Source organism: Paenibacillus sp. Soil766, from assembly GCF_001428105.1.
Lineage (GTDB): Bacteria > Bacillota > Bacilli > Paenibacillales > NBRC-103111 > Paenibacillus_E.
Genome location: NZ_LMSJ01000014.1, coordinates 40,877 through 64,037, shown reverse-complemented (window position 1 = coordinate 64,037; position 23,161 = coordinate 40,877). Strand labels below are relative to the sequence as shown.

Annotated in this window: 19 protein-coding genes and 1 pseudogene; 8 read left to right on the top strand and 12 right to left on the bottom strand. The window is 49.0% G+C overall.

Annotated elements, in window-relative coordinates:
- Positions 1-35 precede the first annotated feature (35 nt).
- The gene (locus ASG89_RS12480) at positions 36-1,217 is read right to left on the bottom strand and encodes an EAL domain-containing protein (protein ID WP_162259697.1); all 1,182 of its coding nucleotides are present in this window, start codon (positions 1,215-1,217) and stop codon (positions 36-38) included.
- A gap of 241 nt (positions 1,218-1,458) precedes the next feature.
- Between ASG89_RS12480 and ASG89_RS12475 the strand changes: the two genes are divergently transcribed.
- The 3 genes from ASG89_RS12475 (at position 1,459) to pyrH (ending at position 6,678) form a co-directional block, all read left to right on the top strand.
- Entirely contained in the window at positions 1,459-4,314 is a 2,856-nt protein-coding gene (locus ASG89_RS12475; RefSeq protein WP_235549740.1) for an ATP-binding protein, read from the top strand.
- Between the two features lie 132 nt (positions 4,315-4,446).
- Positions 4,447-5,772 carry an MFS transporter gene (locus tag ASG89_RS12470; protein WP_057311040.1) on the top strand — a complete coding sequence of 442 codons (1,326 nt, stop codon included), beginning with the start codon at positions 4,447-4,449 and terminating at the stop codon, positions 5,770-5,772.
- A 162-nt stretch (positions 5,773-5,934) separates the two neighbouring features.
- Positions 5,935-6,678: a UMP kinase gene (gene pyrH, locus ASG89_RS12465; RefSeq protein WP_057311039.1), complete on the top strand. Its 744-nt coding sequence runs from the start codon at positions 5,935-5,937 to the stop codon at positions 6,676-6,678.
- Positions 6,679-6,738: 60 nt separating this feature from the next.
- Here the strand turns inward: pyrH and ASG89_RS37635 are convergent, their stop codons facing one another.
- Positions 6,739-6,882: a hypothetical protein gene (locus ASG89_RS37635; protein ID WP_157276628.1), complete on the bottom strand. Its 144-nt coding sequence runs from the start codon at positions 6,880-6,882 to the stop codon at positions 6,739-6,741.
- A gap of 2 nt (positions 6,883-6,884) precedes the next feature.
- Between ASG89_RS37635 and ASG89_RS38210 the strand changes: the two genes are divergently transcribed.
- Positions 6,885-7,019, top strand: a complete 135-nt coding sequence (locus ASG89_RS38210; RefSeq protein WP_268795616.1) for a hypothetical protein — start codon at positions 6,885-6,887, stop codon at positions 7,017-7,019.
- A 67-nt stretch (positions 7,020-7,086) separates the two neighbouring features.
- On the opposite strand, the gene ASG89_RS12460 is transcribed toward ASG89_RS38210, so the two are convergent.
- The gene (locus tag ASG89_RS12460; protein WP_057311038.1) at positions 7,087-7,968 is read right to left on the bottom strand and encodes a GNAT family N-acetyltransferase; all 882 of its coding nucleotides are present in this window, start codon (positions 7,966-7,968) and stop codon (positions 7,087-7,089) included.
- A gap of 338 nt (positions 7,969-8,306) precedes the next feature.
- Here ASG89_RS12460 and ASG89_RS12455 point away from each other — a divergent pair, with 338 nt between their 5' ends.
- Complete coding sequence (locus tag ASG89_RS12455; RefSeq protein WP_057311037.1) at positions 8,307-9,512, top strand: MFS transporter; 1,206 nt, start codon at positions 8,307-8,309, stop codon at positions 9,510-9,512.
- Positions 9,513-9,879: 367 nt separating this feature from the next.
- On the opposite strand, the gene ASG89_RS12450 is transcribed toward ASG89_RS12455, so the two are convergent.
- Positions 9,880-10,707 (bottom strand): helix-turn-helix domain-containing protein, encoded by an 828-nt coding sequence (locus tag ASG89_RS12450; RefSeq protein WP_235549739.1) that lies wholly within the window; start codon positions 10,705-10,707, stop codon positions 9,880-9,882.
- Positions 10,708-10,800: 93 nt separating this feature from the next.
- Here ASG89_RS12450 and ASG89_RS12445 point away from each other — a divergent pair, with 93 nt between their 5' ends.
- Positions 10,801-11,250, top strand: coding sequence for an SRPBCC domain-containing protein (locus tag ASG89_RS12445; protein WP_057311036.1), 450 nt, complete (start codon positions 10,801-10,803; stop codon positions 11,248-11,250).
- A gap of 60 nt (positions 11,251-11,310) precedes the next feature.
- Here the strand turns inward: ASG89_RS12445 and ASG89_RS12440 are convergent, their stop codons facing one another.
- From ASG89_RS12440 to ASG89_RS12425, 4 genes and pseudogenes are all read right to left on the bottom strand, one after another.
- A complete protein-coding gene (locus ASG89_RS12440; RefSeq protein WP_057311035.1) occupies positions 11,311-11,982 on the bottom strand; it encodes a hypothetical protein in 672 nt (223 codons plus the stop codon).
- A 15-nt stretch (positions 11,983-11,997) separates the two neighbouring features.
- Positions 11,998-12,672, bottom strand: a complete 675-nt coding sequence (locus tag ASG89_RS12435) for a GNAT family N-acetyltransferase (RefSeq protein WP_057311034.1) — start codon at positions 12,670-12,672, stop codon at positions 11,998-12,000.
- A 4-nt stretch (positions 12,673-12,676) separates the two neighbouring features.
- Positions 12,677-13,534: a carbon-nitrogen hydrolase family protein gene (locus ASG89_RS12430; RefSeq protein ID WP_057311033.1), complete on the bottom strand. Its 858-nt coding sequence runs from the start codon at positions 13,532-13,534 to the stop codon at positions 12,677-12,679.
- A gap of 45 nt (positions 13,535-13,579) precedes the next feature.
- Positions 13,580-14,570, bottom strand: a pseudogene (locus tag ASG89_RS12425) (acryloyl-CoA reductase).
- Between the two features lie 195 nt (positions 14,571-14,765).
- On the opposite strand from ASG89_RS12425, the gene ASG89_RS12420 reads away from it, so the two are divergent.
- Both ASG89_RS12420 and ASG89_RS36340 read left to right on the top strand, forming a co-directional pair.
- Positions 14,766-16,358, top strand: a complete 1,593-nt coding sequence (locus ASG89_RS12420; RefSeq protein WP_057311032.1) for a histidine kinase N-terminal 7TM domain-containing protein — start codon at positions 14,766-14,768, stop codon at positions 16,356-16,358.
- Between the two features lie 118 nt (positions 16,359-16,476).
- A complete protein-coding gene (locus ASG89_RS36340) occupies positions 16,477-16,683 on the top strand; it encodes a hypothetical protein (protein WP_157276627.1) in 207 nt (68 codons plus the stop codon).
- On the opposite strand, the gene ASG89_RS12415 is transcribed toward ASG89_RS36340, so the two are convergent.
- The 4 genes from ASG89_RS12415 to ASG89_RS12400 all read right to left on the bottom strand — a co-directional run bounded on the left by ASG89_RS12415 (position 16,661) and on the right by ASG89_RS12400 (position 23,000).
- On the bottom strand, positions 16,661-18,436 hold the full coding sequence (locus ASG89_RS12415) for an ABC transporter ATP-binding protein (RefSeq protein ID WP_057311031.1): 1,776 nt from the start codon (positions 18,434-18,436) through the stop codon (positions 16,661-16,663). The genes ASG89_RS36340 and ASG89_RS12415 overlap by 23 nt on opposite strands.
- Positions 18,429-20,225 (bottom strand): ABC transporter ATP-binding protein, encoded by a 1,797-nt coding sequence (locus tag ASG89_RS12410; protein WP_057311030.1) that lies wholly within the window; start codon positions 20,223-20,225, stop codon positions 18,429-18,431. The genes ASG89_RS12415 and ASG89_RS12410 overlap by 8 nt, the downstream gene beginning before the upstream one ends.
- Before the next feature lie 38 nt (positions 20,226-20,263).
- Positions 20,264-20,707, bottom strand: a complete 444-nt coding sequence (locus ASG89_RS12405; RefSeq protein WP_321166496.1) for a MarR family transcriptional regulator — start codon at positions 20,705-20,707, stop codon at positions 20,264-20,266.
- Between the two features lie 715 nt (positions 20,708-21,422).
- Positions 21,423-23,000, bottom strand: coding sequence for a UDP-glucose--hexose-1-phosphate uridylyltransferase (locus tag ASG89_RS12400; protein ID WP_057311029.1), 1,578 nt, complete (start codon positions 22,998-23,000; stop codon positions 21,423-21,425).
- Positions 23,001-23,161: the final 161 nt, after the last annotated feature.

Genomic DNA, 23,161 nt, shown 5'->3' with positions numbered 1-23,161 from the left:
TACGAATATGCTATGCGCCCCGATCCTTTCCCAACTTAGATCAACAAATCCAAAAACAAATAATATCCCTCACCAATCGCACACGAGTAAGTCTGAATCTGACGCGAGGTATCCAAGTCGGTATAGGCTTGGGAGAGAATGCCTTGCTTTTGCAGATTCATCATCAGGATGTTAGAGATGAAATAGGGCCGCCACGTCCAGTTCGCTTGTCGGTAACTCTCGTCTTTCCCCCACCCATCTTCGGAACGCGTGTAGTTAGAGGAAGTCTGGTAGCCATTCCCTTGGCAGATGTACATGCGGATGCAATTGTCCGTGACGTTACTGATCGTTTGCTCGATCACCGCATCAGCCTCCTCCGCATTTGAGATGTGAACGGAAGAATTGATTACCGCATCCAGCCTTTGATATACACTCAACAGGTGATGATATCTGTGGAATTCATCCTGTCCGAACGATTTAATTTCCTCTTCCAGCATGGCTTTGTACGCATCCGGTCGCTGCAGGTCTGGCTCTGCTTTGGAGAATAAAAAGCCTTGCACATATCTAGCCCCAACCTGTAAAGCACTGCGCAGCTCCTGCTTGGTCTCGACACCTTCAACGAGCAGGGAAGCCCCAATTTGCGCAGATACAATAGAGAAAGACTGCATAACTGCCTTATAGCCATCGTGAACGATGCTCTTTTTCAAAATATTCAGGTCAACTTTCAATATCTTCGGCTGCAAACTCGCAATTCGATCGAAGTTACTAAAGCCGCTTCCGACATCATCAATGGCAATCGTACATCCGAATTCACGATATAATTCAACAATCCATGTCAGCTCCTGGAGCTTGCCCGTAAATTCCTCCTCGGTGATTTCAATGACGATCCGCGAAGGATTAATCTGGTATTTCTTCAACAATTCAATCGTCGGCAAAACACCCGTTCGCTTGTAGGTTCTATATATCCAAGAGGGCTTAAGGTTAATAAACAGTTCGCTATCATCCGATGCAGCGGCTATTCGTTCTATGGCTTGCTCTCTTAAATGACGATCAATCATCAGCTGCATGTCTTCGGAAATATCAGGATCTTTGAAAAAGGGACCTAAGCTCTCCACACCACTCTCGCGAACCCATCTGCCTAAAGTTTCATACCCTATTATCCGTTGACTCTGTAAAGAGATAATTGGTTGAAAATAGGGACGTACTTCATGCCGCGGCGGAATCTTGATGTTTTTCACCTGCACAGTGCGCCTCCTTCTTGTATACCTATCATGTCACATGAATTGACATCCTGTTTGGTTATTGACTCATATTTTAAACGACATCGCCCTTTTCTGCAATCATTCATGGAAGAAAACATAACATCATTAATTTTTAGAGGATTTTGTTGATCTTTGTCGAATTTCTAGGTGATCTTTTATTCTATTAGAAGTTAGGTGACCGATTGGGATGAAAACCTTCACGAGATCGCGGATCTCCATGCTATATGTCATATTAATAGTCCTTTTACTAGCTTTCGTCAGTGTATCGAACTACATGGCTTCTCGAAATATGGAAAGAGAAAACAATGCGATCGTGAATCAGGCGATTCCGATTCTAACAACGGCCAATAGTTTACTGACCAGCTTAATCAATCAGGAGACGGGACTGCGCGGTTACCAATTAGGCGGAAGTGAACAGTTTCTGGAACCTTATACCACAGGTAGAGAACAGGTCGCCATGGATTTAAACACACTTTCGACCTACGACAAGAAATATCCCACCCTACAAATCATTATTGATACCCAAGCGGTACCTGCCATTACCAATTTGCAAAAGTACTATGATACGACCTTGGAATTATTCCGTGCGGGTAAAATTGAAGAAGCGAAAGCCCGTGTCATTGGCGGCAAAACACTAATGGACCGCTATCGTGTTATTCATACGAGTATAGAAAATAATATCGAACAGATTACCTCTACAGCCTATGAGGCTTCTCAGCAAGCAGGTCAAACCTCCCGTTTGATCACACTTGTCGGCTTCCTGATCGCTCTACTTGCAGGAGGTATGTCCATCATCATCTCCTTACGCTCCTATCAAGCGGAAAAAGAGCTGCGCAAAAGTGAGGAAACTTACCGCTATATGGCGGAAAGTCTGGAATCCCAGAACGAGGAAATTATTGCCCAACAAGAGGAACAACAGGTTACACTGGCTAAGCTGTCTGAGCGCGAACGGGATTTGGAACTCATCTCCTCGTACCAAGAAAAGCTCACTGGCTATGTGAAATTAGCAGATTTCTTGAAACATACGCTGCCTGCCTTATTAAATTCGCTTGTGCAGGATGCTGCCTTGGTTGTCCTTGAGAATCGCTCAGAGAATGGAGCTAGCTCCTACGAAATTATTCATTCCATCGGGTATCCCAAGGGACATATTCAAGCTTCGCGCAGCGAGCTCTTCGGTCCAGCCAGACGTGTATTCGATGAGGGCGTGGCGATCACACATACCCGTGATGTGACAGGCAATGAGCAAGGTGTCCATAACGGTATGACACGAGCTATCGATCATTACATTCCGCTCACAGATGACAAACTAGAAGTTATTGGTTTTCTGTTACTGACGAGTTACCAAAGCTCGCTCTATCAAGATGATAATCAACGTCTAACCAAAGGCTTAGTTCGTCAATTCGGACTTGCGTTCTATGCTCAGGTCGTGAATGATGAGAAACTAAAGCAGGCCGAAAGCCTAGCCTTACTGAACGATCAACTCACGGCAGAAAAGCTGCTTTTAGAAGGTCAACATGACCTTATTCAAAATATTTTAGAATCCGCCCACGAGGGCATGATGATGTGTGATTCAGAGGGTACGATTCTCTTTTCCAATCATCGTATGAATCAGTATTTTGCGCTGAATGAACGGATTGGCGAGAACCTTGTTAGTTGCAGCTCTGAGATTGTAGCTGAATCACCTAGTTTTCATGGGGTAGCGGCTTCCATCGAAGCTTTGATTGATCGCTCGCTGTCTCATTTGACACAGCGCTTCAGCTTCCAACAGGACGAGCAGCTCCAACATGCGGAGCTCTACGCTACCGTTGTTAGCGAAGGCACTGAGCAGCAAGGCTACCTTTTTGTTTTCCGTGACCGTACGGAAGAAGAGCGCGTCGATGAAATGAAGAATGAATTCATCTCCATTGTTTCACATGAGTTGCGGACTCCACTGGCCAGTGTGCTAGGATTTATCGAGATCTTACTGCATCGCGACCTGCCGCAAGAGAAGCAGAAACGTTACATGGAAACCATTTATAACGAAGCTCAGCGTCTGTCCAATTTAATTAATGACTTCTTAGATCTACAGCGGATGGAGTCCGGTCGTCAATCGTACAACTTCGCACCGATTCATTTGCAGTCCCTCGTCACTGAGATTGCAGAGCAATGGCAGGATAAACAGCTGCATCAGATCATCGTTCACCAGCAAGAGCCTGAGCTTTGGGTACGGGCAGATGTTGATCGTATTCGCCAAGTATTTGATAATCTCATTAGCAATGCTATTAAATACTCGCCGGCAGCAGACCACATCGACATTCACTTGTTGACACAGGACGGTAAAGTTACAATTGCCATTCAAGATTACGGGCTCGGTATACCACCAGAAGCGAATGAGCATATGTTCTCGAAATTCTTCCGTGTTGATAACTCCGACCGCCGTCAGATCGGTGGCACAGGCCTCGGACTCGCCATTGTGAAAGAAATTGTCGAGGGCCATGGCGGGCACATCTCCTATACGTCCGAAATGGGCCATGGGACCACATTCCGCATTGAACTCGATCAATATGAGATTTCCGGTTTAGACGGGAAAATCGTTATTTTCGAAGATGATGATAACCTAGCCAAATTAATTCAAGTCGCATTGCATAAGCTGAGTCTCCCCTCCATCCAGCTGCGTTCCGCAGAGGAAGGCATGATCGCACTGCGTCGCTGTGAGGGTGAAGGCCCTGTTCTATTCATCGTAGACATTCACCTAGAAGGCGAGAAAACAGGTTGGGATTTCATCGCAGACCTATATAAACATCCTGTGCATGCACAAACGCCGGTTATTGTTTCAACAGCACTTGATCCGCCTCATGATTATCATGAGAAAGAGATTGAGAAATATCTGAAGAAGCCGTTCACGATGGAACGACTCGTGCAGGTAGCGAAACGATTACTCGACAATAAAAGCAGCTTAGCTTATGTTTTTCCTGCCCAAAACAAAGAAGCCCTCTCCACTACCTTAGAACGCAATGGCATTAACGTGCTCAAAATGCAAGAGAATCAGGACATGATTGAGGTTGATATCATAAAGCCCCCATCGGACAAATAATCGTTCATCGATCTCTCCTACCTATCTTAGGTGGGGGAGATTTTATTATTATTGTGAAGAAGAGGGATTTCCCTACAGAATCGCCAATATAATAGAGAAATAGAGGAAAGTGAAGAGAAAGGGTGTGCCCACATGGCAAAACTTGAACCCGCTTCCAACCCAGCACGTGGACGAAGTGTTTTGGCGTTATTTTTCTCCCTGCCAATTTTCGCATGGGCGATGTACGATTTTGCAAATACCATTTTTTCCTCCAATATCGTAACTGTGTTCTATCCGTTTTACTTAAAAGAAACCTTAGGCAGCAGTGAGGAAATGAACCAGATCGCAAGTACGTTCATCACTTACTCCAATTCGTTATCCAGCTTCTTCTTAGTTCTTCTATCTCCGTTATTCGGTGTCTGGATTGATCGTACGGGCAAAAAGAAAGCCTATCTCGTCCCCTTCACACTGATCGCGATCATCGCAACATTTCTAATGGGGGCATCCGCTCTATGGGAGACAGACCAAGAATGGCTAGGACTCAACACATCAATTCTCGGTGTCATTTTATTTTTCATGATCGCCAAATTCTTCTATAACGCAAGCTTAGTGTTCTATGATTCCATGATCTCTGACCTGGGCAATGAACGCGAGATTCCTTTGATCTCTGGACTTGGAGTAGCCGTCGGTTATGTAGGTACGCTCGTGGGCCTTATTGCTTTCTTATTCGTTCATGATAATCACTTCGAAAGTACATTCATCCCAAGTGCGGTCATGTTCCTCATCTTTTCACTACCGATCATGTTCCTGTACAAAGAGAAACGTCAGAAACCTGTGGCTAGCAACAAATCCCTGATTAGCGGGTATCGTGATATCTGGACGACATTCAAAGAAGCTCGGAAGTACCAAGCCGCCTTCACGTTCATGATCGCCTATTTCTTCTTCAACGATGCCATTGCTACAGCAATTGCAGTAATGGCCATTTATGCGAATACCGTCATGGGCTTCTCGACGGGGCAATTCATTCTACTTTATCTTGTATCTACCGTGTCTAGCGTGGTCGGCTCCTTCCTATTCGGTTATGTGACACGCAGCATTGGACCTAAGAAAGCGGTAACCATTGTCGCTTTAATCCTCATTGTGGCCATCTCCCTCGCTTCCTTAGCAACAAGTCAAAGCATCTTCTGGGTGGCAGGCAGCTTATATGGTGTTTCTATGGGTGCGATGTGGGTGACCTCTCGTACATTGATCGTACAGCTAACGCCCGAAGAAAAGCGCGGTCAATTTTTCGGCCTTTTCGCCTTCTCAGGTAAGGTGTCCTCCATTGTCGGACCCCTACTGTATGGCTCCATCACATGGGCAATGGCCTCCACGGGGAATTTAGCGAGTCGAGTCGCACTTGGCTCTTTACTGGTCCTAGTCATCATTGGGCTCATCGTCCATATGCGAGTTCCGCAGAAATTGCAAAATCCCGCTTAATTCATGTACAATTACTTCTAACATGAGGAAGCAGGCACAGCAAACACTAAAGCATTTAAGGCTTTAGTGTTTTTTTGCAAGCATCCGTCGGTTGCCGCACTACACTTCCTTGTCAGACACAATCTATCGTACAGGCGTTCTCATCAGAGAGGGGATATGGTAATGACTTTACGGTACAAACGAGTCCTTATTAAACTTAGCGGCGGTGCTGTCGCAGGTGATAGTTCTTTCGGATTTGACCCTACACAGCTCGATCATATCGCCAATGAAATTATGACCGTCGTGAATTTAGGCGTTGAAGTGTGTCTTGTGATTGGTGGAGGTAATATTTTCCGCGGCAATATGGGTGAAAGCTGGGGCATCGAGAAAGCGGAAGCTGATAATATCGGTACGTTAGCAACGGTCATCAACAGCCTGATGCTGCGTGGGGTGCTGAAAGCGAAAACAAATGCCGAAGTGCGTGTCATGACAGCCATTCCGATCGCATCAGTGGCGGAGCCCTTCATCCGTTTACGAGCCATTCATCACTTGGAAAAAGGGTACATCGTCATTTTCGCTGGCGGAAACGGACAGCCTTTCGTTACGACGGATTATCCGTCTGTGCAACGTGCGATTGAAGTCAATTGCGATGCCATTCTCGTGGCCAAACAAGGCGTGGACGGTGTCTTCGACAAAGATCCGAAGCACCATCAGGAGGCACTCCAGTACAAATCCCTCCACTACAACGATGTGATTCAGCACAATTTGAAGGTGATGGATCAGTCCGCCTTTATTCTAGCGCGGGACTACCATGTACCGATTCATGTGTTTAATTTTGATAAGCCAGGCTCGATGAAGGATATCTGTGCAGGGCTGAATACAGGCACCATAATTAGCGCATCATCTGAACTCATTTACCATGAATAGATTGCTTCACCTCATACTCTCTACTTTTTCGCGCGATTGCGGTTTCCGGTGAATGTAGCTTCAAACCATCGTATTTTCGCAGCACTGCGGCTTCACATCGTCGAACCATGCACCACCACCGCAGCTTCGCATCGTTGAACAACACAACACCGCGACCGCGGCATTACCTGTATAAACTACAGCTAATTCTGCTACTTTTCTCACATTTGATAAAACAACTGGATTTCCTCCAGTTAAACTCGGCAGGCGGTGGCGTGGGAGGGCAAGTTCGTTGGTGGCGGGTGATGATGTCAGTTGGTGAGGCTGTTGGTAAGGCTGTTGGTGATTGGCCAGTCATATGACGGGCATAAAGCTTCAAATAGCAAAAAAGGATAGACAGCAGAGCGAATCCGCTGTTCTATCCTTTTTTTAAGCGCGTAGGAGCACGTAATAGTCATTCGCGTTCTTCGTTGCAAATCCGCAGGATTCATACAGGCCGAGTGCTTTCTCGTTCTCTACCGACACTTCCAGCTTGATATGCTCCGCTTGATCTTGTTCTTTCAACGCTGTAATCGTTTGACTCAATATTTGACGACCATACCCCTTGCTCCTTATCCCAGGCAACACGCAAAAACCATAAATAAATCCACTAACACCCGGCTCCACCATCGCACCAATTTTTCCAATCGGCTCTTTATTTGCTCCTAGCTCCGCAATCCACGTCCGTTCCTTGTCACCCGTAATGGTTTGAATAACATACTCACGGGTATCCACTTCTGACATGTTGAAGCCTGACATATTCAGTTTGACTAACAGCTCCGTATCCGAAGTATCTGCTAAGCGAATGGATAACTCTGTTGGTGTGGAGGCATGCGGGATGACCTGATCTTTCAGCTCCATCACATATTCGGAAAAAGAGTACTCTGCCCCAAGCTTGGTCAAAAAAGCCTTCCCGCTTGCCGAGCCACGCTCATTGATGAAAATCAGCTTTGGTACTCCTCTTCCACCACACACTTCCATGGCCTTGTGAACAAGCTGTCCGAAAATCCCCCGGCGCCTCGCCTCTGGATGCACCATACCACTGATTTCCACTTCGGTAGATAAGAAGCTGTAAATCGCTAGGAAACCGACAATCCGGTCATTTTCGTAGTAAACAAAATCATTCGTCATGCCAGCAGGACGGCTGGATAACGTGCCCCAGTTTAGTTTAATGTCGATATTTTCGTGCGCGTTGCACATCTCCCATAAGACTCGAACCTCCTCCAACTCTTCAGGGGATAGTCCCGCTCTTGCATATATGCCTTGTTTCATATGTTGTCCTCCATTAGTCATCTCATTCATATGGACTTACCTGCTGTCATTATACATGTCTGAGCACTGAGGTGGTAAGCTAATAAATCATTCTACATATTTTTTCGTGTAGCCGTGAACGATCTTCATGAGCTGTTCGTACTATCTATGAAACCAGACAGAGAGGATGTTCAATCACTTGGAAGATGATTACGGTTGCCCTAGGGCAGCCGTTTTTTATTTCCAATTCAAAATCAATATTGACTTCCTTCGGTCGAGTGAGCTATGATTTGGATGTAATTTTACTAACTTAGTAAATTAGTAATTCAGTAAATAAAACATCGAAAGGACTGAAACCTTTGTTAACCAATCGCTATGTTCGTACCATTCTCCTGTCCCGTGTGCTCCTACAGCTCGGTATTTGGATCCGTAATTTCGCTATCCTCCTCTATATCTCGGACATTACCCACAATAATCCGCAGTATGTATCCTTGATTTCCATTGTGGAGACAGCGCCTATTTTCATCTTCGCCTTCATTGGCGGCACGTTCGCTGATCGCTGGCAGCCGAAGCGGACCATGGTTTGGAGTGATCTTTTATCCGCTGTAACGGTATTCCTTGTATTGTTTACCCTGTTATCTGGCTCTTGGTATGCTTTACTGATCGGGACGTTTATTTCCGCCAGTTTATCTCAATTTTCACAACCTTCCGCCATGAAGCTCTATAAAAAGAATGTACCCGCGGAGCACCTCCAAGGTGTTATGGCGATGTCTCAGTCCCTCATTGCTATTTTCATGGTCTTGGGCCCTGTGATGGGTACGTTCATCTATCTGAACTACGGTATCGAAGCTTCTCTTATCCTCACAGGTGTAATGTTCTTCGGTTCATCCCTGGTGCTTACTTCTCTCCCAAAAGACGAGAAAGAAGAGGCATCTGCGGGAAGCAGCAACTTCTTAAAGGAGCTGGTGACTGGCCTGCGTTATGTGCAATCCAACCACTCACTCCGAACACTAAGCCTGACCTTCGGTGTCACTGGATTAGCTGCAGGTCTTGTTCAGCCGCTCGCGATATTCATAGCCATTGAGAAACTAGGATTAAACAAACAATCGCTGCAATGGTTTCTAATGGCGAACGGGGCTGCCATGCTTATCGGTGGTATGGTCATTATGGGAGTTGCGAAGAAGGTTAAACCGCAATATTTGCTTGCCGCAGGTTTGCTTGTAAGTGCTGTTTGCACCATCGGTGTCGGAGCCTCAACCCTCGTATCTGTGACGCTGATCCTACAGATCGTGAGTGGATTATTCTATCCTTGCATCCATGTCGGTATTCAAACCCTGATTATGCGGAACACCGATGGGCCGTTTATGGGGCGAGTTGGCGGAACGATTACACCGATTTTCATGGGGATGATGCTAGCGGGGATGGCTTTATCCGGTTATTTGAAGGATTCAACATCGTTGTTTACCGTATATGGTTTAAGCGGCTGTTTGCTGTTCGCGGGGGTCGTTTTATTAGGCCCGCTTCTTAAGAAAAAACAAGAAAGTGCGAAGCAGCAGGCTATGTAGGAAATGATGGAAAGGAGCAGTTCGCTAGGTGCGACCGCACCCGGTGCCTTCGGTGCCTGCTAATGCATGGGGTTGTTGGAGACTGAATGTATGGGGGAGCTCAGTGTGGAAGGATTGCTTAGTTGGTGATCGGGCGAGTAGCGGCTGCGCTAAGTAGCTATTTTTACAGTTAATCACTCGTTTCGGTGAAATTTCACAAAGATAACTGGAGGTTTTCCAGTTATCTTTGTCGTAGTATGCACGAAGTGCTGGGAGAGATCAGTTATACACATAGGTGCCGAGTAGCAATCCCGTAGCTGCGGTATCACATAGATTGCTTAGTAGCGGAATTGCAACAGCGACGTCCCGATTAGCCTATTCCTTGCACTCACTTTGCCCGCTTCCCTAGCACATACTCCTCCGGCGTCTGACCCAGAATCGACTTGAAATCCTTAATAAAATGAGACTGGTCATGATAGCCCAGATCCATCGAGAGCTTAGTCCAATTATGCGTGTCAGTACCGTCAGTGGTTTCTGCTGCGCTTTGGATGCGAGCGATTTTGATTACCCACTTCGGACTGACACCGACATATTGATCGAAGAGTCGCTGCAGCGTGCGGATATTCATTTGAAAATGCTCACATATTGCATCAACCTTGGTAATGTCGGGTTGCCCGTACACATAGTCTACGATTTGATTCACCAAGGTGACCTGTTCATCCTGAGCAGGCAGCTTGGACCGAATCATCCCCTCAACAAGACTAACGTTCCGCCCATCATCACTGTGACTGAACACTTGCGCTTCTATTAATCGCGGATCCGTATCGAAAACATTGCTAATACACAGCGGATTATTTAACATGCTAGACACGTTTTCCTTGACAAAAGGGTAAAATCCGCCTGGCTTAAATTTCACGCCAAACACACTCCCCTGCCCTTCTAGGCGATGTCCGTACTTCTCTTTGCCTGGACCGTAAATCGCTGTGCGCTCTGGTTCCACAACGAGATTCACGCAGGGATTAGGAATAACATGCTGGGTATAGGGTTCTTCCCCGGCCAAATCCCATTTGACTACCCAATAATGACGAACGAAAAAACCTACATCATCTGCTGGTGCATACCGAGAAAGCTGAAATTTGTGCCCACCTTGCTGAAAATTGATAATCCCCAAGCTAGGCATGGCGTTATTCGTAGTTAAATTCGTATTCGTAGACATATCGAACACTCCTTGTCGCGTTTTTACAATACATAGGAATAGTAGAGGCATTATGATAGGTAGGATCACAGAAGCGAAGGAGTGCGTGCGATTATGGAGCTAAAGTATGAATTTTATATTGGTGCAAGTACGAAGCAAGTGTGGGATATTCTCATCACCCCTGAGGGGACACGGCAAATATTGTTCGGCAGCGTGCTGCATTCAACCTTTGAAATTGGCTCGGATTATTCCTATATTGGCCCAGGTCAAGATGGGGATGAAACGGTGCATGTGTATGGCAAAATTTTGGCCTATGAGCCCGAGAAATTACTTAGCTGTACGGAGCATGCTGGGCCTTCTTATCGTGAGAACCATGCTGAGTTCGAATCACGCATGACAATCACCCTAGAAACCGTAGGCAGTTGTACCAAATTGACGCTCGTGAACGATCAATGGACGCCAAATCACCCGAGCTTTGAGTCGACTAAAGCCAGTTGGTGGATGATTCTCAGCAACATCAAGACGCTAGCCGAGACGGGTAAAACGCTAGATTTCGGTTGGTAGACTTGTAACCTAGAAAGAAATACAGGAGTCCATTCGGACTCCTTTTTGCATGCACAGAGCTTACAATGGCAATAACGCCACCGTTTCTTTTCCTTCCAACCCAACAACCATCGATTCCCAAGCATGCGGCTTATTCGCAAGCACCGCATAATACCGGCGTAAGAACTTGGCGACCAAAGCAGCGCTGATCTCTGTCTTATCTTCATCGGTCGGCAGGAAGCATAGATCTAGCTCCTCGACAGCGTCCCCGTTGTTTTCCCAAGAAGGATGCACATACGGGAAGTCAATCCGCTTATAGCCAAGGTGCGACAGCACCTCACGTCGAACGTAAGGGTCCATCGGTTTCACGCCGCCAAAAGCATGCCCCTCGATCCGATAAGGATCGTAAATCTCAGCGAACATCCCTGCTATCTGCTTACCTGATTCAGCGGCCAATTGCTCCAAATCCTGCCACCTTTTTCTTGCCAAAAACCGACCGATCCCAAGCCCCGCCCCACCAATAATAGTGAAATCCGTCATCGCCACTTGCCAATCCTCATAGTAGCGGTACTCCGTCGTACCGACCACTTTGCCCTCATGTACTGCAACAAAAACGCGAATGCCCGGGTCTTCCAATGGCTCTTTCCATAATGAATATTCGAGTACTTCCTCTGGCGGAAATACCTCTTTCATCAGATCATGCATCGATCGAAACAACGGGTCCTCAATACTCGTTATACGTATGAATTCCATAAGGTTAACTCACTCCTATTTTTGATATGTAAAAGGGTTACGCCACTCCATCAACAAAGCATGATTCAGCGATTCCTCATCCTCCAAATACCCCGCAACCACACCTACTGGTGTCCGGCCGCATCGTAACAAAAAGGTAATCACCGGGTCCTTCATCGTCCCCGCCATCACGGCCGACACATAGCTATCTGCACGCATCGATTCTGCAACCTTATGATAGCCAGGCATCCGGCCGCCTCCAAGCAACCGCGCCACCCCCAACTGAACGACCACTTCATACATGGACTGCATAAGCCACTTTCCTAGCCCAAGCTTACGGTAAGCCGGCATGATGCATACATCCACAATGTAGAGTGTGTCCCCATCTGGACGATGCGTGCGGATATACCCATCATCCGTTACAGTTGACCAGCTGTGATCAGCGCTAGCCGCCATAGCCTCAGTGTCCACACGCAGTCCCGTGATCGAGCCCACAACTTGACCTGCCACTTCCACGCACAGCGCCCCTTCGGGAAACCGCGTCACATGCTCCGTCAGTTGCTCCTTCGTCCACCAGAGTTCGGAGGGAAAAGGAGGTGGAAAACTCGCCTGCTGAACTGCAATCAATGCATCAAAATCCGCCACGCCATAGGTGCGAATGACCGCCTCTACGGGGGTATCACCATCGAACACATAGAGATGTTTTCTCATCTCATCATGACCAATCCGTGTACAAATCGGTACGACGGTCACGCCACGTAGTGACGGAGCCCCGCTCCCGAACGACTGCCAACAGCGAGAGATCGAGGTCGGCGGTCACAACCATGTCGCCATTAATCTCGCCTTCGACAAGAATGCCTTTCGGCGGGAACGGTACATCATTTGGCGTAATGACAGCAGCTTGCCCGAAGTTCGCTCTCATGAAATCAACCGTTGGTAAAGCGCCAACTGTCCCTGTTGTTACGACGTAGATCTGGTTCTCAATCGTCCGGGCATGACACGTATATCGAACCCGATGGAACCCATGTCGATCATCCGTGCACGAAGGGGCGAAGAGCACATCAGCCCCACGGGCTCTGGCCATTCGCACAATTTCGGGAAATTCCACATCGTAACAGACGAGAATGGCAATCCGACCTTTGTCCGTATCAAAAACCTGCAGCGAATCCCCCGCACCCATTCCCCATTCCTTCACTTCTGTTGGGGTAATGTGCAGCTTCTTCTGCTCGCCAATTCGTCCATCTGGGTAGAACAAGAACGCTGTATTGAACAGCTTCTCCCCTTCTGCCGTAATGTGCGTACCCCCGATCAAATGCATGCCCGTTTGCTGAGCAAGTCCTTGAAATAACTTGAGATAGGCTTCTGTAAAAGAAGGCAGTGCCTCGATCGGCAACGCTTTGCCGTTCTCATCGCCAATGGACATCAGCTGCGTGGTGAACAACTCAGGAAATAGGACGAAATCCGCCTCAAACTCCTGCGCCACTTTCACATAATGCTCCACCTGTGCGGCAAACTCTTCAAAACTGTTTATCGTATGTAAATGATATTGAACAGCGGATACCCGCATTTTCATGATTCAACACTCCTCCGCCACATTTTTTCAAACCAAACCAAGCCATCACAGCCTGACCAATACCCTGCCTCTAACCTTGCCTTCCAAAACGAGCTGTGCCGCCTCAGCAACCTCATCCAGTCCAACTTCCTTATACACCGTCTGCTCGAGCAACCGCGGCTTCAGCTCCGTTGCCATCCGCTCCCAGAGCGTCTTCCTAACTTCAGACGGGCAATAGACAGAATCAATCCCGAGTACATTCACACCTCGCAGGATAAAAGGATACACTGTCGCCGCAAAGTCCGCTCCGCCCGTCAATCCACTCAGCGCCACGGAGGCGCCGTATCTCATCCGACTGAGCACGTGCGCGAGCGCTGGGCCTCCGACCGGATCAACCGCCCCAGCCCAGTACTCCTTGCTGATCGGCTTACTATCGGCAGGCGAAAGCTCCTCCCGAGTTAGCACACGCGCCGCACCAAGCTCTAGCAAATACGCGTGGTCAGCGGACTTCCCTGTGCTTGCCTCCACTTCATAACCCAGAGCGGCGAGCAATCGAGACGCTGCTGCTGCCAACACCACCCGTTGCCCCGCGCACGAGCATGGGTCCCTGTTCCTTGCGCAGCCCATTCTGCTCCATTCGGTGAATGGATAGGGCTGCTGTCAATCCCGCCGTGCCGAGAATCATCACTTCGCGATGCGTCAGTCCCTGCGGGAGTGGCACGACCCAATCGGCGGGGACGCGCGTATACGCGCTGAACCCGCCGAAATGCCCTGTGCCCAGCTCGTAGCTGGTCACGAGCACTTCATCTCCCTCGCGATAGCGGGGATCTGACGAGGCCACGACCGTACCCGCCAGATCGATGCCAGGTACCATGGGGTACTGGCGCACGACTCGCCCCGATGGGCTGCAAGCCATCGCATCTTTATAATTAATGCCAGAGTAAGCGACGCGGATCGTCACTTCCCCAGCGGGTAAATCCTCCATGCGGATTTGTTTTATTTGGCAAGCAAACTGATCCTGTATTCGCTCCACGACGATTGCGTTAAAGCTATCCATATTCGCGCCTCCAAACTGTTTCTCATCATTTCACTTGATTCTATTAGTTTACTAAATTTTGTATCTCCTTGCCATTCTTGCGTCTCTATGCATCCCCTCATATTTTCCATGCATTTCCTATGACCGTATGCAAGGATGTGATACGATTAAATCGACAATTTAGCTGAAAATCCTACAACTACTGGAGCTCAACTCATGGATCCTACACTAACTATGTTCATATCACTCATCGCGACCTCGGGTGTTTTTACAGTCTTTCTGTGCATCTATGCCTATATCAAGCGCAAAGACATACCTGGCGCCTATACATTTGTTATCTATACGACTACACAAGCTATCTATATTTTTGCTCATGCTTTTGAAATGGCCAGTGATACCATAGTCGAAGTTAAACGCTGGACGATTCTCGAATATATTGGCATCGGGGCTGCGCCAGCCATCGGTTTGCTGATTGTCATGCAATATGTTGGCGTGAACTTAACTCGCACCAAGATCGCCGCGCTCTTCGTCATTCCAGCCATCACCTTGGTCATGGTGATCACCAATGATTATCATCATTTATTTTATAAAGATATGTATTTTCGCGAAAATGCTCCCTTCCTCACGACAGATATCGTTATCGGACAATATTACATCGTACACGGGGCTTATATATTCGGTTGTATGCTCGCAGCCGTCGTCTTGCTGCTGCGCAGATGGCGTCAAACTAAAAAAGCCTATCGTTTACAGCTCGTCACCCTAATCATGGGCCAATTCATGCCAATGACCGGTGCATTCGTTTATCTGATGGGCTTAACGCCATATGGTATTGACCCCGTACCGATGATTCTTTGTATAACCTCTACCATGTACATTTGGGCGATTGTATCGACCAAGATGCTAACAATTATTCCGATTGCGAAGGATCGTATTTTTGAAAGTATGCGGGAAGGCGCTATTGTGCTGGACTTCGCAGATCGGCTAGTAGATACCAACAGTGTGATTAACGTGATGTTTCCCGGATTCACAACCGACATGCTTGGATTAACACTCGATGAAATTTGGACTCGATTGTCGGGTGCACCATTTCCCGTAGTGCGATCACAAGACGGTTCGCAGGAAGAATTCAGTTGGCGCGCTGATGATGGCAAGGAATTCTATTACCAGATCCGTTCCTCTGTGGTACGAGGACGCAATGGAGAGCCCATCGGAAGTCTGCTCATGCTCATCGACATTACAGAACAGAGACTGCTCCAAGATCAATTGAAACAGCTAGCCTACTATGATGGCTTAACGAAGCTGCTTAACCGAACTGAGTTTCTCCGTCGAAGCAAGATGATTTTGGAAGAAGCTGTTGTGAGTAACCAGCTGTCAATGTGCATCGTTCTATTCGACATCGATCATTTCAAACATATTAATGATACCTACGGTCACGATGTTGGCGATCTCGCGATTCAGCACGTGGTGAAGGTGGCGAGAAGGATTGAGGCAGACGTGCCTGGCGTGCTGCTTGCCAGATATGGTGGTGAGGAGTTTGTCATGACAATACCTGCCTGCTCGCTGGATGAGGCGGCCTTGCTGGCCGAACAGATTCGTGAACAGCTCGCAGTGGAGCCGATGAGCGGTAGTTTTGGTTCGATTGCCGTAACTGCGAGCTTCGGATTAACTCAAGCAAGCCATCGCGGAGACAGCTTGGAGATGCTTCTGAAGCATGCAGATATGGCCTTATATCAGGCCAAGCGAGCTGGCCGGAACCAGGTGAGAGTATTTGACGGTCCTCTAGAAGCATCGTTCGGCACCTCACGGTGAGCATTAACTGGAAAAGGTGCTGGAATAGATGGAGAAAATCCAGTTAATTGGCTGGTGGCAGTATTGGTGAATGTGGCGGGTTGGTAGAGGAGAGTTGAAGTTTAGCAGGTAGCTAAGTTTGGAGAGGACTAGTGTTGGCGATTGTGGCGGGCTTGGCGGCGGACGGATGGGGTTGTCGAATGTAGCGGAATCAGCGTCGACTAGCAAAGGAACACGACGGACTGGTGCGTGCTGCACCATACCAAAAGGGAGTTGCCCTCAACGGCAACTCCCTCTCTATTTCGTGCCGGACGCCATGTCCGTCAAAGCGAACTCGCTTCGCTGAATTGGCTCGCATACAAATCATAGTAATGCCCTCGAAGAGCCAGTAGCTCTTCGTGCGTGCCGCGCTCCACGATCTCGCCGCCGTGGATGACCAGAATCGCACTCGCTTCGCGGATCGTGCTCAGCCGGTGGGCGATCACGAAGCTCGTTCGCCCCTTCATGAGCACGCCCATCGCCTGCTGGATGTGCAGCTCGGTGCGCGTGTCGACGGAGCTCGTCGCCTCGTCGAGCACCAGAATCGCGGGGTCGGCGAGAATCGCCCGCGCGATCGTGAGCAGCTGCCGCTGGCCCTGACTCAAGTTGCCGCCTCCGGCGGTCAACTTAGCGTCATAGCCGCTCGGCAGCTTGCGAATGAACCCGTCCGCGTTAGCTAGCTGCGCAGCGGCTTCCACTTCTTCGTCCGTCGCGTCCAAGCGGCCGAAGCGGATATTTTCTCGGATCGTCCCCGAGAACAGGTACACATCCTGCAGCACGAGACCGAGTTGGCTGCGCAGGCTGTCTTTTTGCATATCACGGATGTCGAGTCCATCTATCGTAATACAGCCCTCTTTTATATCATAGAACCGAGTTAGCAGATTGATGATTGTGGTCTTGCCTGCCCCCGTGGGACCCACTAGGGCAATCAAATCGCCAGGTTCCGCAGTGAACGAAACCTCATGCAACGTGGGCACATCGTCCCTGTAGCTGAAAGAAACGTTTTGAAACACAACTTCCCCTTTGACATCCGTTAGCTGGATTCCCTCTTGGTTCGCTTCGTACTCCGTCTCCTTATCCATCACTTCAAAAACTCGCTCCGCCCCCGCAATACCTGACTGAATCATATTATATTGATTAGCGAGATCATTGATCGGACGGCTGAATTGCTTCGAATAGTTCAAAAAGCTAATAATCACGCCAACCATCGTCCATCCCCTCAGCACCATCCATCCCCCGATAGCAGCCAGTAAAATGAAACTAAAATGATTGATCATATTCATGCTCGGCCCCATCATGCCCGAAAGCTGCTGTGCGCCAGTACCAGCGACCCGAAGCTGTTTGTTAATTGCAGCGAGTTGATCGACGGCAGCGGCTTCGCGTTGGAATGTTTTTACAATCTTTTGCCCAGAGATTGTCTCTTCGATTAAGCCATTCAGTTCACCGAGCCGCTGCTGCTGCTCTTTGAACAAGCGTTGTGTATGTTTCGTGATTTGCTTGGTTGTGAATAGTACGACCGGCACCGTGATTAAGGCGATCAGCGTAAGCCAAATATTCAACGTAATCATCATGATCAAAGACCCGACAATCATAATGATACTGGTCATAATTTGCGTTAAATTTTGACTGAGCGTGGTTGCAACATTGTCCACATCATTGGTCGTGCGGCTCATGAGTTCCCCATGTGAAGTCTTGTCAAAATAACTGATTGGCAGCTTATGCAGGTGGCGGAAAAGATCCTGCCTCATTTGCCACACGGTCCGCTGAGATACCCCAGCAATCAGATAGGATTGGATCCAAGATGCGGCTCCGCTAATTACGTAGCAGCCTAGTAGAAGGAGACAGAGTCCAAGAAGCCCATTTCGGTCTCGCGGGATGATGTAATCGTCAATGGCTCTGCCAATTAAATAAGGTCCGAGCAGGGCGAGGCCGCTGCCGACAACCGTCAAAATCGCAACAGTGACCAGCCCGGTACGCTGAAGCCTCAGATAGCCCCACATGCGAAGGAGGGTTGCTCCGATGTTTTTGGCGCGAGGTTTGCGCGCTTGCTTGTTAGCCATGCAGAGCAGCCTCCTTTCCCTGCTGGGAGTTGTAAATATCTTGGTACAGCGCGCTTGTCGCCAGTAATTCTTCGTGGGTTCCGCGTGCAGCGATGCGTCCCTCATCTAAGACAAGGATTTGATCGGCCTGCAGGACAGAGGAAACGCGCTGCGCGATAATGATGCGTGTACTGCCTGCCATCAACGCTTGCAGTGAACGCTGGATTCGTTTCTCTGTACCTAGATCAATCGCACTCGTGCTGTCATCCAACACAAGTAAGGGAGATCGCAGAAGCAAGGCACGTGCTATGGCTATTCGCTGCTTTTGACCACCAGACAGATTCACGCCTCGTTGACCCAACTTGGCTTCATAACCCTCAGGCAGTTTGGAGATGAAGCTATCAGCTTCTGCTGCTTGGGCAACAGCCGTTATCTCAGCATCCGATGCCCCTGGCTTACCGAATAGAATGTTATCGCGGATCGTCCCGCTAAACAAAATGGACTGCTGCAGCACAATACCCACTTGACTCCTCAGCTGCTCGACAGGCAATTCTTTCACATCAACGCCGTTCAGGCGGATATGTCCGCTGGAAGCATCATAAAGTCGGGGGATCAAGCTGACGAGGGTGGATTTACCCGAACCTGTCGCCCCGAGAATGCCAATCGTTTGACCTGACAATGCCTTAAAAGAAATATCCTGAAGCACTTGCTGATCGGGAGCTGTTTCATACACGAATGAAACCCGCTCGAATTCTAACTCACACCCCACCACAGGGGATGATAACGCCGAAGATTGGTGTGATTCCAAAGCTTCTGGTTTATCCTGCTCCCGTTCCCGATCCTGATCCTGAGCAGGCTCATTCGGATCTACTTTCGTATCGAGCACTTCTCGAATCCGTTCAGCAGAAACCTGCGCACGGGAGATATTCATCAACGTATTCGTAATGGAAACAAGCGAAAACAACACTTGGCTTATATAGATGATGAATGCGGCCAAATCACCGATAGCCATCGAACCGCTCCATGTTTGAGCACCGCCGAACCAGAGAACGGCCACGATGCTTATGTTCAAAATCAACGTCATCAGCGGCCCGCTTGTAGCCAAGGCGCGAGCGGAGCTAAGACTAGCGTTCAGCAGGTCCGTGTTCGCTTTGCCAAAACGCGTCCGCTCGAACGCGGCACGTACAAAAGCCTTGATCACACGGATACCCGTCGTGCTCTCTTGCATAACCGTGTTTACGCGATCGATCTTCGTCTGCATTTGGCGAAAAAGCGGCGTCGAGCGTTTCATCAATACATACAGAATGACGAATTGAATCGGTACGACGGCTAGCAGGATCAAGGAAAGGCGTGGAGAGATGACCACAGCCATGATCAAACTGCCAATAAGCAGCGAAGCTTCACGTGTAAATTGGCGCAGCAAAATCTGCAGGATGTTCAGCATTTGCATCACATCACTGGTCAAACGAGTGATCAGCGATCCTGTTGAGAAGGTATCCAATTGTCGGAACGACAAGGATTGCACCTTCTCAAATACGCTTAGCCGCAGGTCAGCGCCGAAGTTTTGTGCTGCCTTCACTGTGAAAAACGTACAGCCAACACCACCGATTAGGCCAATGACTGCCACGCCTAACATAAGTATGCCTGTAGACCATATTAAGGCGAGATTGCCTTCGGCAACACCGTGATTCACAATGGTCGCCATGAGGCGGGGCTGGGATAAATCCATGCATACCTCCATCACCATCAGCAAAGGAGCAAGCAGCGTTATGAACCAGTACGGTTTAACAAACGATCGAAGTTTCCACATGGTAGGATGTCCTTTCCTTTGTTTGTCGGCTAACTAATTTATTCATCTTTAGGACGAAGATTATCTTTCATTTGAAGCAGAAGGCGGCGAAACAGCAGCTTTTCCTCAGGCAGAAAATGCGCAAACGTCATCTCATCCGCCGTCTGGATCGCTTCCTTCACATGAACGGTGACTTCCTTGCCTTTCTCAGTCAGGTAGACACGTGTAACCCGTTGATCGTTCTCGTCAGGGCGGCGTTCGACGAGGCCTGTTTTTTCCATGCGGTCCACCATGACGGACAGAGTCGCGCGTTTATTGTGGATGCGAGCAGCAAGCTCGCTATGGCTAAGTCCATCCTCTGCGGACAAAGCAAGCAGCAACGGGGGTTGCCCCGGGTAAACATCATAAGGATGAATGATTTGATCAATTGTATGTCGGTGCATTTTCAGCAAATGTGACATCAAATGAGTAAGCGATTCTGGATTATGGTGGTGACGCGACAATGAAGCACTCTCCTTTTTAGTTAGTCGGCTAATTAATATTCTAGATAGCGCTGCACATCCTGTCAATACGATTTTCCTAATTGTATGTGGGACAAAACATGGTGATAAGAATGTTCCAAGCCCAAGGGAGGGAGGGTACGTCTGAAGGAACGGAGGTAGATTGGCTTGTTGAGGAATGTGGCGGCTGATGATGGGAGTCCATCGGGGAGTGATTAGCTTGATTCGGATGCGATTGGCTTGTTGGGGAATGTGGCGGCTGATGGTGGGAGTCCGTCGGGGAGTGATTAGCTTGATTCGGATGCGAGTGCCTTGTTGGGGAATGTGGCGGCTGAGGGTGGAGTAGATTGGGGAGTAATTGAGTAGCTCAGCCATCACTTAGATGGAAAATCTCCATCTAATTTTTCTGTTTTCCCCACAAAATCCGATTTAGATGGATTTTCTACATCTAATTTCCTCCATTTAGCGCCGATTGGGAGAATTTTGGGAAATTAGATGTAGATTTTCCAGTTAATCTCCAAATTCATGCGTTTTCCTTAGAATTAGCTGTAGGTTTTCCAGTTATTCAGCCATGGGAGGCACGGGAGCATGGGAGTACGGGAGCATGAGCACGGGAGGCATCCTGGGATCTGCGGATCCCAGATCCCCACGCGCGACCACTTTGCGGCGCGCGACAACAAAAAATCCCTGGTCCACCGACCAGGGATTCCGCTCTAACCTATTGCTGCGCGAAGCCCACCGCAGCCAAAAACCGTCCGAACGCCGCTTGCCCGGCTTCGTCTCTCTTGAAGACGCCTGCGTCGAGCAGGACGTCCATGAACTTGCTGCCGACCTCGGTCTGCAGCACCGCATTCGCCGCGTCGGCCGTCAGCGACGCGCCGTGCTTCGCGAGCAGCGCCGCGATCCAATCCGCATGCTTATGCAGCGGATGCCCACTATCTGCAAGCGTCTCGCGGCCGAGCTCGGCTTCGCCGGTGAGCAGCTTGGCGATAGCCGCCAGCTCCTCTTGCAGGCGGCCTGGCAGCACCGCCAGCCCCATGACCTCAATCAAGCCGATGTTCTCCTTCTTGATGTGGTGCAAGTGCTGATGCGGATGGAAGATCCCATCCGGATGCTCTGCGCTCGTGCGGTTGTTCCGCAGCACGAGATCAAGCTCGTACTCGCCGCGCGCATTGTTGCGGGCGATTGGTGTAATCGTGTTATGCGGGATCCGCTGTCCGTCCTTCTCGCTGAACGCGAGGACTTCCGCTTCCGCATCACTGTAAGCACGCCAGTCGTCGAGCAGCTTGCTAGCCAGCTTGTACAGCTGTTGCTTGTTGTGCCCGCTCAGGCGCAGCACCGACATCGGCCACTTCACAATAGCGGCCTTCACGCCAGCAAAATCTGCGTGTGAGAATGCTTTCTCACTTGGCGCTTTTTCCATTGGGAACTTGTGACGCCCACCTTGGAAATGATCGTGGTTCAGGATCGAACCCCCAACGATTGGTAGGTCCGCATTGGACCCGATGAAGTAGTGCGGGAATTGCTCGATGAAATCCAGCAAACGGTAGAACGTATTTGCCGTTGTTTTCATCGGAATATGCTTCTCATGGAAGATGATGCTGTGCTCGTTGTAATACACGTAAGGTGAATACTGCAGGTACCACTTCTCGCTATCCAGCTCAAGTGGAATGACGCGCAGATTCTGTCTAGCCGGGTGATTCACACGGCCCGCGTAGCCTAGATTGTCTACGCATAGTAGACATAGGGGGTAGCTGCTTTGTGGCAGCGTTTTGAGCAGCGCAATTTCCTTCGGATCCTTCTCTGGCTTTGAGAGATTGATGGTAATTTCCAAATCCCCGTAGGCTGTTTCCGCCAACCAGTAAGCATTCTTCGCAATACGATCCATCCGGATGTAGTTCGAATCAATGGATTGCTTGTAAAAATAAGCCGTCGCCGCTTCTACACTCTGCGTTTTGGCGATCTTCCAGAATTCACTTACCACTTCGGATGGACGAGGCATCATAAGTCCCATGATGCGCGCGTCTAACAAGTCGCGGTACGTCATCGTGTTCTCTTCCAGTAGTCCGGCTTCCCAAGCTGCGTCGAGCAGCTCTTCCAGCAAGCCAACCGGGCTGCTCAATTTCTCCGCAGGTACTTCCCCTTGGAATGGCTCAGCCAATCCGAACAAATCCAGCAAAGCATTGCGCGAGGTGTAGACGTCCAGCTGTTCGATCAACCCATTTTGGGTAGCGAATTGCAGTAGTCTTTCTATCGTTAACGCTGCGTGTTGCGGCGTGTGTAATGTGCGTTCCATATTGCCACTTCCCTTTCTACTGAGCACGGAACTAGAACCTCAATCATGCTCAGCTATCCTACTCCTAGTTACCTTTACATCCCCCGACAAAGGGAGTCCGAACGAGTAAATACGTGCACTTATTCCCCAATAGTCCGAAATATCCCACTTAAACGCACTCT